17 protein-coding genes are annotated in these 12767 nt (G+C 54.1%); 9 read left to right on the top strand and 8 right to left on the bottom strand.

The window, feature by feature from the left end:
- Position 1: 1 nt before the first annotated feature.
- From porA to ACZ5TN_RS07750, 3 genes are read right to left on the bottom strand one after another with little or no spacing between them, the layout of a single operon-like run.
- On the bottom strand, positions 2–1189 hold the full coding sequence (gene porA, locus ACZ5TN_RS07740) for a 2-ketoisovalerate ferredoxin oxidoreductase subunit alpha (RefSeq protein WP_011250930.1): 1188 nt from the start codon (positions 1187–1189) through the stop codon (positions 2–4).
- 10 nt (positions 1190–1199) lie between these two features.
- Positions 1200–1517, bottom strand: a complete 318-nt coding sequence (locus tag ACZ5TN_RS07745; RefSeq protein ID WP_011250929.1) for a 3-methyl-2-oxobutanoate dehydrogenase subunit delta — start codon at positions 1515–1517, stop codon at positions 1200–1202.
- 41 nt (positions 1518–1558) lie between these two features.
- A complete protein-coding gene (locus tag ACZ5TN_RS07750; RefSeq protein ID WP_011250928.1) occupies positions 1559–2116 on the bottom strand; it encodes a pyruvate/ketoisovalerate ferredoxin oxidoreductase subunit gamma in 558 nt (185 codons plus the stop codon).
- A gap of 208 nt (positions 2117–2324) precedes the next feature.
- Here ACZ5TN_RS07750 and ACZ5TN_RS07755 point away from each other — a divergent pair, with 208 nt between their 5' ends.
- Positions 2325–3287 carry an anion permease gene (locus tag ACZ5TN_RS07755; protein WP_464916409.1) on the top strand — a complete coding sequence of 321 codons (963 nt, stop codon included), beginning with the start codon at positions 2325–2327 and terminating at the stop codon, positions 3285–3287.
- Here the strand turns inward: ACZ5TN_RS07755 and hflX are convergent.
- Entirely contained in the window at positions 3225–4553 is a 1329-nt protein-coding gene (hflX, locus tag ACZ5TN_RS07760; protein WP_464916410.1) for a GTPase HflX, read from the bottom strand. The two genes, ACZ5TN_RS07755 and hflX, sit on opposite strands and share 63 nt — an antisense overlap.
- Positions 4554–4635: 82 nt before the next feature.
- Between hflX and ACZ5TN_RS07765 the strand changes: the two genes are divergently transcribed.
- Positions 4636–6174: a hypothetical protein gene (locus ACZ5TN_RS07765; RefSeq protein WP_464916411.1), complete on the top strand. Its 1539-nt coding sequence runs from the start codon at positions 4636–4638 to the stop codon at positions 6172–6174.
- 64 nt (positions 6175–6238) lie between these two features.
- Positions 6239–6595, top strand: coding sequence for a carboxymuconolactone decarboxylase family protein (locus ACZ5TN_RS07770; RefSeq protein ID WP_011250924.1), 357 nt, complete (start codon positions 6239–6241; stop codon positions 6593–6595).
- Between the two features lie 3 nt (positions 6596–6598).
- Here the strand turns inward: ACZ5TN_RS07770 and ACZ5TN_RS07775 are convergent, their stop codons facing one another.
- Positions 6599–6934 (bottom strand): nascent polypeptide-associated complex protein, encoded by a 336-nt coding sequence (locus ACZ5TN_RS07775; protein ID WP_054839499.1) that lies wholly within the window; start codon positions 6932–6934, stop codon positions 6599–6601.
- Between the two features lie 194 nt (positions 6935–7128).
- Here ACZ5TN_RS07775 and ACZ5TN_RS07780 point away from each other — a divergent pair, with 194 nt between their 5' ends.
- Together ACZ5TN_RS07780 and ACZ5TN_RS07785 are read left to right on the top strand one after the other, a co-directional pair.
- Positions 7129–7266 (top strand): hypothetical protein, encoded by a 138-nt coding sequence (locus tag ACZ5TN_RS07780; protein ID WP_367884030.1) that lies wholly within the window; start codon positions 7129–7131, stop codon positions 7264–7266.
- Between the two features lie 8 nt (positions 7267–7274).
- Positions 7275–7490 carry an AbrB/MazE/SpoVT family DNA-binding domain-containing protein gene (locus ACZ5TN_RS07785; protein WP_464916412.1) on the top strand — a complete coding sequence of 72 codons (216 nt, stop codon included), beginning with the start codon at positions 7275–7277 and terminating at the stop codon, positions 7488–7490.
- Positions 7491–7510: 20 nt separating this feature from the next.
- On the opposite strand, the gene ACZ5TN_RS07790 is transcribed toward ACZ5TN_RS07785, so the two are convergent.
- From ACZ5TN_RS07790 to ACZ5TN_RS07800, 3 genes are read right to left on the bottom strand one after another with little or no spacing between them, the layout of a single operon-like run.
- Complete coding sequence (locus tag ACZ5TN_RS07790; protein ID WP_464916413.1) at positions 7511–8539, bottom strand: tetratricopeptide repeat protein; 1029 nt, start codon at positions 8537–8539, stop codon at positions 7511–7513.
- Positions 8527–9051 carry a methylated-DNA--protein-cysteine methyltransferase gene (gene otg / locus ACZ5TN_RS07795; RefSeq protein WP_464917576.1) on the bottom strand — a complete coding sequence of 175 codons (525 nt, stop codon included), beginning with the start codon at positions 9049–9051 and terminating at the stop codon, positions 8527–8529. Before otg ends, ACZ5TN_RS07790 begins: the two co-directional genes overlap by 13 nt.
- Positions 9045–9752 carry an RNA methyltransferase gene (locus tag ACZ5TN_RS07800; protein WP_464916414.1) on the bottom strand — a complete coding sequence of 236 codons (708 nt, stop codon included), beginning with the start codon at positions 9750–9752 and terminating at the stop codon, positions 9045–9047. Before ACZ5TN_RS07800 ends, otg begins: the two co-directional genes overlap by 7 nt.
- Before the next feature lie 45 nt (positions 9753–9797).
- Here ACZ5TN_RS07800 and ACZ5TN_RS07805 point away from each other — a divergent pair, with 45 nt between their 5' ends.
- From ACZ5TN_RS07805 to ACZ5TN_RS07820, 4 genes are read left to right on the top strand one after another with little or no spacing between them, the layout of a single operon-like run.
- Positions 9798–10265 (top strand): hypothetical protein, encoded by a 468-nt coding sequence (locus ACZ5TN_RS07805; protein ID WP_464916415.1) that lies wholly within the window; start codon positions 9798–9800, stop codon positions 10263–10265.
- Between the two features lie 4 nt (positions 10266–10269).
- Positions 10270–11199 (top strand): 2-dehydropantoate 2-reductase, encoded by a 930-nt coding sequence (locus ACZ5TN_RS07810; protein WP_464916416.1) that lies wholly within the window; start codon positions 10270–10272, stop codon positions 11197–11199.
- Positions 11200–11201: 2 nt separating this feature from the next.
- Complete coding sequence (locus tag ACZ5TN_RS07815; protein ID WP_011250917.1) at positions 11202–11849, top strand: TIGR00153 family protein; 648 nt, start codon at positions 11202–11204, stop codon at positions 11847–11849.
- A gap of 3 nt (positions 11850–11852) precedes the next feature.
- The gene (locus ACZ5TN_RS07820; protein ID WP_464916417.1) at positions 11853–12767 is read left to right on the top strand and encodes a hydroxyacid dehydrogenase; all 915 of its coding nucleotides are present in this window, start codon (positions 11853–11855) and stop codon (positions 12765–12767) included.

Raw genomic sequence — 12767 nt, forward strand, 5'->3', positions numbered from 1 at the left:
CTCACCTCTTAAGGTGGTACCAGTCCACCTCTACGTCAAGCTCGCCCTTCTCTATGACCGCCTTCATGTTCTCGGCTATCTTCCTGACGTCGTTCACCGTGAAGTCCCTGCCGCCGAGGCCGACGATGTAGTTCTTCATGAGCGGCTTCGCGTCGGTGTTGTAGAGCGCACCCTTTGCCTCCGTGAAGAGTATGCCCTCCATGCCGAAGGAGTAGTTCCTGTCGAGGACTGCTATGCCGTCAACGTTCTTTGCAAGCTCGTAGAGCTCCTCCTTCGGGAACGGCCTGAACCAGCGCACCTTTGCCGCTCCGACCTTGTAGCCCTCCTGCCTGAGGATGTCAACTGCCTCCTTGACGGTGCCCATGAGCGAACCCATACCCATGAAGACGAAGTCGGCATCGTCAGTCCTGTAGGTCTCTATCATCTGGCTGTAGTCCCTTCCAAAGCGCTCGCCGAACTCCCTACCCACTTCCTTGATGACCTTCTTGGCCTCCTCCATGGCCTTCTGTATCTTGTAGCGGAACTCGTAGTAATCTGCTGGAGTCGCGAGAGAACCTACCGAGAACGGCTCCCTCTCGAAGTCGGCCAGGTCGTAGAGTGGCTTCCTCGGTGGAAGGAACTCGTCAACGAGCTCCTGCGGAATCATCTCAACGACGTCGTAGGTGTGGCTCAGGATGAAGGCGCTCTCGACGACCATAGCGGGGAGGTTTACCGTCTCGGCCACCTTGAAGGCCATAAGGACGCCATCGTAAACCTCCTGGTTGTTCTCGGCGTAGAACTGCATCCAGCCGGTATCTCTCTGCGCGAGTGAATCGGTCTGATCGTCCCAAACGCTCCACGGCGGAGCCATAGCCCTGTTAACGTCCACCATAACTATCGGCAGCCTTGCACCGCTCGCCCAGTGGAGCATCTCGTGCATTAAAGCTAGACCCTGGGCAGAGGTAGCGGTGAAGGCCCTTGCTCCAGCAGCCGAGGCGCCGATACATGCGGCCATAGCGGAGTGCTCGCTCTCAACGGGAACGTACTGGATGTCTGCCTCTCCGTTGGCTATGAACTCGGCTATCTTCTCGATGATGCTCGTCTGCGGGGTGATCGGGTAAGCGGCAACGACCTGGACTCTCGCGTGTAAAGCGGCATAGGCAGCCGCGTAGTTTCCGCTCACGACCTTTCTGATCGGCTTGTACTCCATCTCCACCACCTCACTTCTCCTCCTTCTCCATCGTTATGGCCTTGGTCGGGCACTCGTTGGCACAGATTCCACAGCCCTTGCAGTAGTCGTAGTCGATTGCCACGTAGCCATCGGGCTTGATGTATATTGCCGGCTCCGGGCAGAACTTCCAGCAGATATAGCACTTGACGCACTTGTCCTCATTGACCACAGGGATGAAAGTCCTCCAGTCACCTGTGAAATTGCTAAGGGTGGTCCCAAGGCTTATTGGCGCCTCGGGGTACTGGTCGACGGAGGTAAGGACTATCTTCTTTGCCTCCGCCTTTTTCTCCCCAAACAGCGTGTTCAAACTCCTCCCCTCCTCCTAAGGTTAAGGAAAGCAAAGGAAAATCAGAGCTCGTAGACAACGGTCTTGTTGAAGGCCTCTTCGGCGGCCTTGGCGTTCTTCTCGCCGAGGGCCCCAGAGAAGGTCTCCTTGATGGCCTCCTGGACGCTCTCAAGCTTGACGAGGCCTGTGGCCTTTGCAACTGCACCGAGGATGGCCGTGTTAGTAATCGGGAGTCCGAGTATTTCAAGGGCTATACCGGTAGCGTCAACGAGGGCAAGCTTGCCCGGCTTCTTCTTGAGCTTCTCAAGGACTTCCTCCTTGCTCTTCTCGGTGTTGACGATGACTATTCCGCCGTCCTTGAGGCCAGCGGTGACGTCAACGGTGTCGAGAAGGCTCGGGTCAAGGACGACAACAACGTCAGGCTCGTAGATCTGGGTCTTTATCCTGATCGGCTTGTCGTCGATCCTGGTGAAGGCCGTAACAGGCGCTCCACGCCTTTCAACGCCGAAGAACGGGAAGGCCTGGACGTACTTGCCCTCCTTAAAGGCCGCTGAAGCTAGAATGTTGGCTGCCGTAACTGCACCCTGTCCACCTCTACCGTGAAAACGAATCTCGATCATCCTTCCTGCCTCCTTAAAGGTTTTCACTTTGGGTTAGTCCGAAACATTTATTTAGGTTTCGGTATCTCCCTAAGACCTTCTCGACAGGCGTCTTTGGGTAAGTGTGAACCCTTAAGCTCGCCGATGGTGTTTTACGGTCATTGTTTCTCGAAAACTTTTTAACGGAAACTATATAGTCTATATATCAACTCAAATCGGGGGAGGGAACATGGACGCACTGGCTATAGCCATCGTGGCAGTTGCGTTCTACATCGCCTGGAACATAGGCTCGAACGACTCGGCCAACGCAATGGGAACGGCCGTTGGTGCGGGAATACTAAGCTTCAGGCAGGCAACACTGACAATAGCGATATTCACCCTTCTCGGTGCCTACCTCAAAGGCTACAAGGTCATGAAGACGGTCGGTAAGGGGATAGTGCCCGAGGGATACCTCACAATGGAAATGGCCCTCATAGCACTTCTTTCCGCTGGAGTGTGGGTGACGATAGCGACAATCAAAGGACTCCCAGTATCAACTACTCAGGCAATAGTGGGCGGTGTCATTGGTGTCGGTCTGGCTACGAGCGCGCCCGTAAACTGGTGGACGCTTACGAAGATAGCCGCCGCGTGGATTGCCTCTCCCGTCCTCTCGGGAATCCTTGCGATAATCCTCTACAAGTTCTACTCCTACGTGATCTCAAAGATTAAGAGCGTCTCGACAATTGAGGCCCTATACAAGGCGCTTGCCATTCTCGGCGGTTCTTATATGGCCTTTAACTTTGGAACGAACGAAGTGGCCAACGCCTCCGGGCCGATTGTGGGTGCTGGCTTCATGGCGCCAAAAACTGCCGGAGTCCTCGTGGCGTTAAGCCTGGCCGTTGGGGCACTGACGTTCAGCTACGCAGTTATGCACACGGTTGGGAAGAAGATAACGGCCCTCGGCCCTGTTTCGGCCTTCGCTGCCCAGTTCGGCTCCGCAATGGCGGTCAGCATAGCAAACGTTTTCGGTCTTCCAGTCAGCTCCAGTCAGTCGATAGTCGGCGGCGTTGTCGGCGTCGGCCTCTTAGCCGGTAGGGGAGTGGACAGAAAGGTAATCGTCGATATAGTCTTCGGATGGGTGGCGACGCCGCTAACCGCCATCGGGATATCCTTCGTCCTGCTCAAGCTCTTCGCCCTCGCCGGAATGGTTTAACCTCTCTATCTCGGCCCCCATTTTCTTGATCTCGCCGACCATTCCAGTCTGGACGTAAGCGTTTATCATCGTCTTTTCACCGTACTCGACTGACAGAACTTCTCCAACGGAGTTTATGAGTGCCATCACTGCAGGGACTTTCTCAGGCTCTTTCACGATTATCCTGAAAGCACCGTACTTGGGGAGTTTAAGGACGACCCTGTTTAATGCATCCATGAGTTCCTCAAGGCGGCCCTCCCTCGCCGAGATTTTCACCACGTCCTCAAGGCTTATTCCCCTTTCGCGGGAGAGCTCCCATATCAGCCTGACTTTCTCCTCGGCGTCAGCTTCCTCTATCAGGTCTATCTTGTTAAGGGCAACTATAATCGGCTTTTCAAGGGCCTTCAGTTCCCTGAGCACCTGGAGAGAGGCCAGGAACTTCCTCCGTATCTCCCCCCAAGGCTCACTTGAGTCCAGAACGAGGAGAACTATGTCGGCCTTCACTATCTCTTCAAGCGTGGAGTGGAAGGCCTCAACTATGAAGGGGGGCAGACCGTCGATGAACCCAACAGTGTCGGTTGCGAGAATCCTCTTCGTGCCGAGTCTGAAGCGCCTCGTGGTCGTATCGAGCGTCGTGAACATCTGGTTCTTCGCTTCAACGTTCTCATTTGCTAAAGCGTTGAGAAGGGTTGATTTTCCCGCGTTGGTATATCCAGCGAGGGCAACGAGGACGAAGCCGGCGTTCTCCCTCTTCTTTCGCTTAACCTCTCTGTCTGCCTTGACCCTCTCAAGCTCGTCCCGTATTTTGCCCATCCTATAGCGGATGTGCTTGAGGTACTGCTGGGTCTGGTACTCACCCATGCCCTTAAAACCGGCCCTGTCGCCGAGCCTTATCCTCCTGATGGCCTCCTTGACCAGGGGAATTTCGTACTGGAGCGAGGCGAGTTCTACCTGAAGCTTCGCCTCCTTTGAGTGTGCCCTCTTCTCGAATATCTCAAGGACGAGCTGCCAGCGGTCCATTATCTCAATCCTGAGCTCCTTCCAGAGATTGTAGGCCTGACTCGGAGTCAGTCTGTTCGCAAAGATGACCTTGTCGGGCTTGAGCTCTTTAACAAGCTCCTTGAGCTCCTCGAGCTTGCCAGGCCCTATGTTGTAGCGTGGGTGCTCCTCCCTGTTCTGCTCGACTATGGCCAGAACCTCGTAGCCAGCGCTCCTCAGCAGTTCTTCGAACTCCGCCCTGCTCAGGCGCTCCCTTCTGGAGTTTCTGATGACACCTATTGCCCTCATCACACGGAAGTTGCCGGACCAGGTTAATAACCTTTGGGCTAACCTTAAAATAGTTCAGAACGTAATAATAAAGGGGGAGACTATGCTGAGCCTCGCGCTTTTGGCTGTTATAAAAGGTAGTGACCTCATAGTCGATAAAGAGGGCCTAAAGGAAGATATTCTCGCCTGGAGGCTAAAGGACGTTAAAGCTCTGGCAGAAAAATATGACAAAGTGTTCGCTGTTCTCGTCGAGTTCTTATACGACGACAACCCTCACGTAAGGGCAAACGTGCTCCAGATAATAAAAGATATGATATCCGAAGGCAAAATATCAAGGCCGCGCCTCCAGAGGGTTCTCCCGAGAATCCTTGAGCTGGCCAGGGACAAGGATGAGCGGGTCGCACTGAAAGCCATTGAGGTAATAAACACCCTTCTCGAGTCGGGAGACCTAAGCGACGAAGACTACGAGAGAATCATGGAGACCCTTCAGGATGTCCTCAAGTCGGGAGTGCCGATACTTGGAGAATACGCCGCGGAGGGGCTTGGGAAACTTGGAGCAAACGTTGTTGCCATAGCGTACAAGCTGATAAACTGGCTGTTCTCTCTCATTGGCTCGAGCAAAAAACGCGACGTACAGAGTGCGGCAATCACGGCCCTAACAGAGATAGCAAGCAAGACAACAGACTCGAACATATTGAACAGAGTGTTCGACGGAATCACTGATCTTCTCTCCCACCCCGACCCGTACGTTGTGGAGAGGGCGCTCTACTCAATCGACAGACTCCTAACAAGGGAGAAGGAGCTTTCCACGAGAAACAAGCTGAAGGCAGTCAGCAAGATCAAAGAGCTTCGCGGCGACGTTAAGCTCGGCCTTCTTGCATCCCAGGTCATGGAGAAGCTTGAAAAGGCCACCAACATTGCCGAAGAAACCATCGAGAGCGAGGGCGTTACCAAGGCCCTTGAGGTTTCCCAGTACTCGATTGACGACGTTGAAAAGCTACTCGACGCTGGAAAAGCAGATATAGTGGCAGAGATGGCCAAGCTGGATCCGGCAGTTATGGAAAAAGTCCTCTCAATGCTGGAGAGTGAGGACTACACGAGAAGGATGGACGCCCTCTGGATCGTCTCAAAGTTAACATCCCATCTTACCCCCACGGACGCCTACAGGATCCTGCCGATTCTCGGAGAGTTCCTCAAGTCAAAGAACGCCTGGGCGAGGGAAACCGCCGCAAAAACCCTGGCGGATATCCACGCCCTGTACCCGGGAACTTCCAAATTCTTCGCCTCCCTCCTGGACGCTCTCCTGAAATCGGGAAATCCAAGGGACATTGAGGGGGCACTTGAGTTCATGGCCAGGCTGTCAGAGAAGATTCCTAGCGAAGACATGCGCGAAAAAATAACAAAGCTGATACTCCGCCTTCTGGACGACGAGAAAGCGAGGGGAGTCACGCTCAGGTTTCTTGCGAAAGAAGCTCAAAAACTCCTTGAGCTTGAAACGGAAGCACTCTTTACCCTCAAAGACAAGCTCAAGGAATTGTACGGCTCTGAGGGAGGTAAATACGACGAGATAATAGCGGGCCTGATAGACGTTATCGACGACATACTCAAGATGAGAAGGCAGGGAATCGTGGCGAACGTTTAGTTTTAAACCTTTTGTTCTGGAAATTCCTTTAAATCTGCCGTTCTAACTTATACCGGTGATATTTATGGAGAACGGCGACGTTATGGTTAAGTTGAAAGAGATTGAGGAACTCCTCGAAAAGCTCGGTAAGGAGCACCCTAAAGAGATAGCGGCGTTCTCAAGGTTCCTCCGCGAGACCCTTGACAACAAAGCCCTTACAACGAGGGAGAAGGAGCTAATAGCCCTCGCCCTTGGAATAGCTGCAGGCTGCGAGTGGTGCATCTACCTCCACACCCAGAAGGCCCTCGAAGCCGGTGCAAAGCCGGAGGAGCTTATTGAAGCTGGCCTCGTGGCGGTTCTGATGGCCGGCGGCCCGGCGTTGATGCACCTCATTCCGCTCGTTAAGGCCATAGAGAGCTTCCAAAAAGAGCATGGGGAGTGAGGGTCACTCCTCGGTGAGTTTCAAGATAGCCTCCGCGAGGTCTCCTTTCGCTTCTTCCAGCGCCTTTTTTGCTGTCTCGTAGTCAACTCCCGCCTGCTCCATGACGAGCTTTATGTCCTCCTCTGAAATTTCAATGACTTCCCTCACTTCCTCGCTTCCGGGGATTATCTGGTAGGTCTTCTCTCCCTGGACGACCATCACGGTAACGGCCGGCTCCTTTAAGATTATCTCCTTGCCCTTCATCCTCAGAACTACTTCTTCCACGCCCTCAAGCTCCTCCATCTTAATGCCCAGCTGCTTCATGAGCTTCTTCATCTGCCTCGGGTTCATTCCCATCATGGCTTCCACCGGGTAGAGTTGTCGGGGGATTTTAAAAAGGTTGAGAAAATGAGAACCCTTAAAGCATCTTTCTGGAATAAACAAGCTCAGTGAGACGATGCCCGCCGTTCCACAATCCGTGCCCACTGAGAGAGGGATTGTCTTGGCCACTCTAGGACTGCTAGCGATGGCATTCTCTACTGGGTGCTCTCACGGTGGATGAAGGGATACGTGGAAAGGAAGGAGAGAGCTTGAGGAAGAAGAAGCCAAAAAGACCGAAGAAACTGGAAGAGTTTACTAATTTCCATATTGCTCCAGTTTTCCAAAAAGTACTTAAATGGATAAAGTCTTAGTTTCTACCATGAGCATCGAAGTTGTTAGACTTGATGAAAACGGCAGGCTGTACCTCCCCGCATCCCTTCGAAAGAGGCTGAAAGCGAAAGAGTTCTACGTTGAAGAAAGGGACGGAGAGATAATCCTCATTCCCGTCAGGAAAAAGATCGAGAAGTACTGGGGCATCGTGAAGGGGGAGAAGCTAAACGCTGAAGAAATTGACAGAATAATTGAAGGATTGTAAAGGTAGAAACAAGAGAAAATTCACTCCCTCTTCTCGTCGGGGAACTTTGAAGTTTCTTCGTTCGCCTTCATGATCTTCTGCCTGTACTCCTCGTACTTCTTCCTGGCCTCTTCCGCCTTCTCCTTCTCGCCGAGGTACTCGTAGGCCTCAGCAACATGCTTCCACCACATCGGGTCCTCCTCAGCTTCCTTCAGGCAGTACTCGAGGAACTTCCCGTAGGCTTCCCTGGCGAGGTCTTCCATGCCGAGCTTCCTTGCGATGTTCCCGACGTCCTCCCAGAATACTCCTTCCTCTTGGGCCTCTCCCTTGTAGTACTCAAGGGCTTTCTCCCAGGCGTCCCTGGCCTTCTCCTCGTTTCCAAGCTCCTCGTAGAGTTTCGCCACGTCCTCCCAGAACCAGGGCTCCTCCTGTGCGTAACGCTCCAGGGCTTTTGCTGCCCTTTCCATGTCTCCGGCCTTCTTCCAGTACTCGTGGGCCTCCTTGAGGTAGTAGGTGTCCTTCTCCTTCTCATAGAGCTGCTCGTATATCTCGGCCGCCTTAGCGTACTCTCCCGCCTTCTCGTAGGCCCAGGCCGCGCTCTCAAGCCAGCCGAGCTTTATGTACATCTCCGCTGCCTTCATGTAGTTGCCAGCCTTTTCGTACTTTCTGGCTGCCTGCTTGTACTTTCCAGCTCTTTCAAGGCTTTCCGCGCTCTTAAAGCGGTCAACAAGTCCAAGGTCGGGCTCGCTGATGTACCAGATTCCGAAGGCAACCACCGCTATGAAGAAGACTATTATACCTGCGACCACTTCGAGGTTCTTCCAAGTCCAGCTGAGGTAGAGGCCGTAGGCGCTGATGGCCGTGAAAACAGCCAGTATGGTTCCATACTTCCAGCTCTCGGCGTAGAGGGTCAGCGCAGTGAAGAAGCCGAGGCCGAGCGTGAGGCCGAGGAAACCAAGAACGAGTATCACCTGGAGCAGAAGCTTCCAGCCGCCGTACCAGACTATCCCGGCCGCTATAACTATGACTGCAATAAGAAACCCTATCAGGTAAGCTTTCAGCTTGTCCATTCTTTCACCCCCTCAATTTCCAGCAGGAACTTCTTTTCCTCAATCCCGGAGCTGTAGTAACCAATGCCGTCGCTGGCGACGACCCGGTGACAGGGAACAACGATTGGATACGGGTTTCTCTTCATTGCCCCACCAACTGCCCGCGGGGACGTGTTGAGCGCCTTTGCAAGGTCACCGTAGGTTATAACGCTCCCTCTTTTAACGTTTTTTGTGAGCCACTCGTAAACCTTCTTCTCAAAGGGTGTAACGCCCTCAAAGGAAAGTTCCCGGAGAAAGCTGGCATTGTCGAGCTCCCCAATCAGAACTTTGAAGACCTTCTCAGGGTAATCGCTCGGCTGGACGTCAAGAGATATGCTGACGCCTCTCTTCTCCAGGTGCTCTGCAAGGGCGCGTATTCTCTTCATCAGCGTGCCCCTGTCGAAGGCGAAGGCTATCCCCTGCACCCTCCCAGAGAAGATTACACCGATCCAAACCACTCTCTCTCCGACCCTAAACTTCTCCACGCTCAGCATCGGCATTCCTCCAGCCTTTTAAGAGCCTTTCTTAGAGGCCCGATGAGTGTGTGGACTTCCCTCCCGTAGAGGAACGCCCTGCCAACGGCCCTCTGAAAGACCTTAACAAAGACGTCCCTTCTCTCGGTATCTTTTGGATAGTCGAGAGTATTGAGAAGTTTTTCCCAGGTTCTTACAAGCGCTTCCTTCTCCTCCCTGGTAGCTGGCTTTAATGCCTCAACGTATGGCTCTGGCCTCTTTTTCGACAGCTCGTACAGGACTACCGCTGCGGCCTGCGCGAGGTTCATAACGGGGTACTCCTCGCTCGTGGGTATCGTGAGGGTAACGTCCATTGCATCAAGCTCCTCGTTCTTCAGGCCGATGCTCTCACGCCCAAAGAATATTCCTACCTCTCCGGGGTAGTCCTTGATAAGCCCAACCAGCTCCCAGGGCATCAGCGGGGCTCTATGCGGGATAAAGCGTTTTCCGGGCTTTCCAGTCGTCCCAACTGTGAAGTTGAACAGCTCAAGGGCCTCCTCAAATGAGTCCAGAATCAGGGCGTTTTCAAGGACATCCCTCGCGTGGACGGCGTAGGCGTAGCTCTCTTCGGTCAGGTTAGGGTTGATGAGCACTAACCTTGAGAAGCCGAAGTTCTTCATTGTCCTCGCTATCATGCCGATGTTCGCCGGCCCCTCGGGCTCGACCAGAACGACCGATATCATCGGTAGGTCTTTAAGGGCGATGCTTTAAACGGTTGTGGTGGTTGGATGAGGCCTGAATTTGGGCTTGTTTACCTCCCGCTCTCGCTCGCGGTCGTGAAAAAGCGGGCCCGTCCCTTCGCTGGAGGAAGCGTAGTTGCCTTTGCGTGGACTTATCCGCTCCAGGACGACCTGAGGTATATCCTCTCACTGCTCGGGTTAGTTCTGTTCCTCCTCGGCTGGCCTTTCGAGAAGCAACCCGTGAGGTTCTGGGAGAGGTTCGTGAACGCGGTCATCGGCGGCACCGCTCTGGCAATAGCGGTGGGTGCTTACCAGACGGGCGAGGACTTTGCACTGCTTGGAATACCCGTTTTGCTGCTCATACTGAAAAACAGGGTTCTCGCCTCTGCGGGGCTTTTACCAGCGTCAGCCCTCTACCTCATAGGAAGCTACGCCGTTCCTGAGAACCTAAAGCTGGCACTCTGGGTGATTACGCTGCTCTATTCACTCCACCACCTTAGGAAGCTCGTGAGGTGATAGAATGAGGATATACGTTCTCGGTGCGGGCAGTATCGGGTCCCTCTTCGGCGCTCTTCTGGCGAGGGCCGGGAACGATGTTACACTAATCGGACGGAGGGAGCAGGTTGATGCCATCAACAAGGATGGGCTTCACGTTTTTGGTGCCGAGGAGTTCACCGTGAAGCCAAAGGCCACTGTTTACGCTCCAGAGGAGCCGCCCGACCTGCTCATCCTGGCCGTCAAGTCGTACTCCACGAAGACTGCCCTTGAATGTGCAAGGCAGTGCATAGGGGAGAACACGTGGATTCTGAGCATACAGAACGGCCTCGGGAACGAAGAGCTGGCGCTTAAGTACACTCCTAACGTGATGGGGGGAGTGACTACCAACGGGGCGATGCTGGTTGAGTGGGGAAAAGTCCTCTGGGCAGGGAAAGGAATAACTGTGATCGGAAGGTATCCCACCGGAAGAGATGACTTTGTTGATGAAGTTGCTTCAGTCTTCAACGAGGCTGGAATAGATACGAGCGTAACGGAAAACGCGATCGGGTGGAAATGGGCGAAGGCGATAGTAAACTCCGTGGTAAACGGTCTTGGCACAGTTCTTGAGGTCAAGAACGGCCACCTTAAGGACGATCCGCACCTCGAGGGGATTTCCGTTGACATAGCCAGGGAGGGCTGTATGGTCGCCCAGCAGTTGGGGATTGAGTTCGAGATTCATCCGCTTGAACTCCTCTGGGACACCATAGAGAGAACCCGGGAAAACTACAACTCGACGCTCCAGGACATCTGGCGGGGACGGGAGACCGAGGTTGACTACATACACGGCAAAATAGTCGAGTACGCCCGCTCCGTGGGTATGGAGGCGCCGAGGAACGAACTTCTCTGGGTGCTCGTCAAGGCAAAGGAAAGGATAAATAGGGGTAAGACCAGAAATATTAGCGAGGGGTGTTGAGAATGTCACTGTTCGGTGGAAAAGAGACTGACGTCTTTGAGGCAATTGACAAGCACCTTGATGTCGTGGAGAACGCTCTAAGGGCGTTCAGGGAGCTGGTTGGGGCTTACCTTGATGGGGACTTTAACCGGGCGAAGGAGCTGGAGGAAGAGGTCTCAAGATTTGAGACCGAAGCGGACGGGCTGAGAAGGAGCATCGAGCTGATGCTCTACGAGGGGGCCTTTCTCCCGGTCAGCAGGGGGGACTACGTGAGGCTCAGCGAGCTGATAGATCAGGTGGCCGATGCCGCCGAGAGCGCGTCACACACCCTCATCCTGGCCAAGCCCAAAGTCCCGACGGAAGTTAAAGGGGACATACTCGGCCTCGTAGATTCCGCCATAGAGACGTTTAAAATCCTAAAGGAGGCCGTCAAAGCCCTCAACGAGGACGTGGACAAAGCCCTTGAGCTGGCTAAAAAGACAGAGGACGCCGAGGAAAGCGCCGATAAAATAGAGTACGACGTGAAAGAAAAGGTCTTTGAGAGCGAGACCATAACTACCTACGCAAAGTTAATATGGAATCAAGTTCTGACGAAAATCGGCGACATAGCCGACCGCGCCGAGGATGCCTCGGACCAGGTCATGCTGATGGCAATAAAGAGGAGGGGATGAAGGATGAAGGTTCTCGTTGCCGCTCCGCTTCACGAGAAGGCGATAGAGGTTCTGAAGAACGCCGGCTTTGAGGTAGTTTACGAGGAGTATCCAGACGAGGACAGGCTGGTGGAGCTCGTTAAAGACGTCGATGCGATAATCGTGAGGAGCAAGCCGAAGGTAACCAGGAAGGTCATCGAGGCCGCTCCAAAGCTCAAGGTCATAGGAAGGGCGGGCGTCGGATTGGACAACATTGACCTCAAGGCCGCCGAGGAGAGGGGAATTAAGGTCGTAAACAGTCCTGGGGCTAGCTCCAGGAGCGTTGCCGAACTGGCCATCGGCCTTATCTTCGCCGTCGCGAGGAAGATAGCCTTCGCCGACAGGAAGATGAGGGAAGGCGTCTGGGCCAAGAAGCAGTGCATGGGAATAGAGCTTGAGGGCAAGACCATTGGAGTCGTCGGCTTCGGAAGAATAGGCTACCAGGTTGCAAAGATAGCGAACGCCCTCGGCATGAAGGTTCTCCTCTACGACCCGTATCCAAACGAGGAAAGGGCAAAGGAGGTCGGAGGAAAGTTCGCTGACCTTGAGACGCTCCTGAAGGAGAGCGACGTCGTTACCCTCCACGTCCCGCTGGTTGATGCAACCTACCACCTCATAAACGAGGAGAGGCTCAAGCTAATGAAGCCGACCGCGATACTCATCAACGCCGCAAGGGGAGCCGTAGTTGACACCGAGGCTCTCGTCAAGGCCCTACAGGAGGGCTGGATCGCGGGAGCAGGCCTTGATGTCTTCGAGGAGGAGCCCCTTCCAGCAGACCACCCGCTCACAAAGCTTGACAACGTTGTTCTAACGCCGCACATCGGCGCCTCGACTGTTGAGGCCCAGATGAGGGCAGGCGTCGAGGTCGCCGAGAAGATAGTGGAAGCCCTCAAGGGCTGA

It is taken from the genome of Thermococcus sp. JCM 11816 (genome assembly GCF_055396515.1).

Coding starts and splice junctions, on each gene's coding strand:
- porA (WP_011250930.1), bottom strand. CDS start 1,189: ATGGAGTACAAGCCGATCAGAAAGGTCGTGAGCGGAAACTACGCGGCT.
- ACZ5TN_RS07750 (WP_011250928.1), bottom strand. CDS start 2,116: ATGATCGAGATTCGTTTTCACGGTAGAGGTGGACAGGGTGCAGTTACG.
- ACZ5TN_RS07755 (WP_464916409.1), top strand. CDS start 2,325: ATGGACGCACTGGCTATAGCCATCGTGGCAGTTGCGTTCTACATCGCC.
- hflX (WP_464916410.1), bottom strand. CDS start 4,553: ATGAGGGCAATAGGTGTCATCAGAAACTCCAGAAGGGAGCGCCTGAGC.
- ACZ5TN_RS07765 (WP_464916411.1), top strand. CDS start 4,636: ATGCTGAGCCTCGCGCTTTTGGCTGTTATAAAAGGTAGTGACCTCATA.
- ACZ5TN_RS07770 (WP_011250924.1), top strand. CDS start 6,239: ATGGAGAACGGCGACGTTATGGTTAAGTTGAAAGAGATTGAGGAACTC.
- ACZ5TN_RS07775 (WP_054839499.1), bottom strand. CDS start 6,934: ATGATGGGAATGAACCCGAGGCAGATGAAGAAGCTCATGAAGCAGCTG.
- ACZ5TN_RS07785 (WP_464916412.1), top strand. CDS start 7,275: ATGAGCATCGAAGTTGTTAGACTTGATGAAAACGGCAGGCTGTACCTC.
- ACZ5TN_RS07790 (WP_464916413.1), bottom strand. CDS start 8,539: ATGGACAAGCTGAAAGCTTACCTGATAGGGTTTCTTATTGCAGTCATA.
- otg (WP_464917576.1), bottom strand. CDS start 9,051: ATGCTGAGCGTGGAGAAGTTTAGGGTCGGAGAGAGAGTGGTTTGGATC.
- ACZ5TN_RS07800 (WP_464916414.1), bottom strand. CDS start 9,752: ATGATATCGGTCGTTCTGGTCGAGCCCGAGGGGCCGGCGAACATCGGC.
- ACZ5TN_RS07805 (WP_464916415.1), top strand. CDS start 9,798: ATGAGGCCTGAATTTGGGCTTGTTTACCTCCCGCTCTCGCTCGCGGTC.
- ACZ5TN_RS07810 (WP_464916416.1), top strand. CDS start 10,270: ATGAGGATATACGTTCTCGGTGCGGGCAGTATCGGGTCCCTCTTCGGC.
- ACZ5TN_RS07815 (WP_011250917.1), top strand. CDS start 11,202: ATGTCACTGTTCGGTGGAAAAGAGACTGACGTCTTTGAGGCAATTGAC.
- ACZ5TN_RS07820 (WP_464916417.1), top strand. CDS start 11,853: ATGAAGGTTCTCGTTGCCGCTCCGCTTCACGAGAAGGCGATAGAGGTT.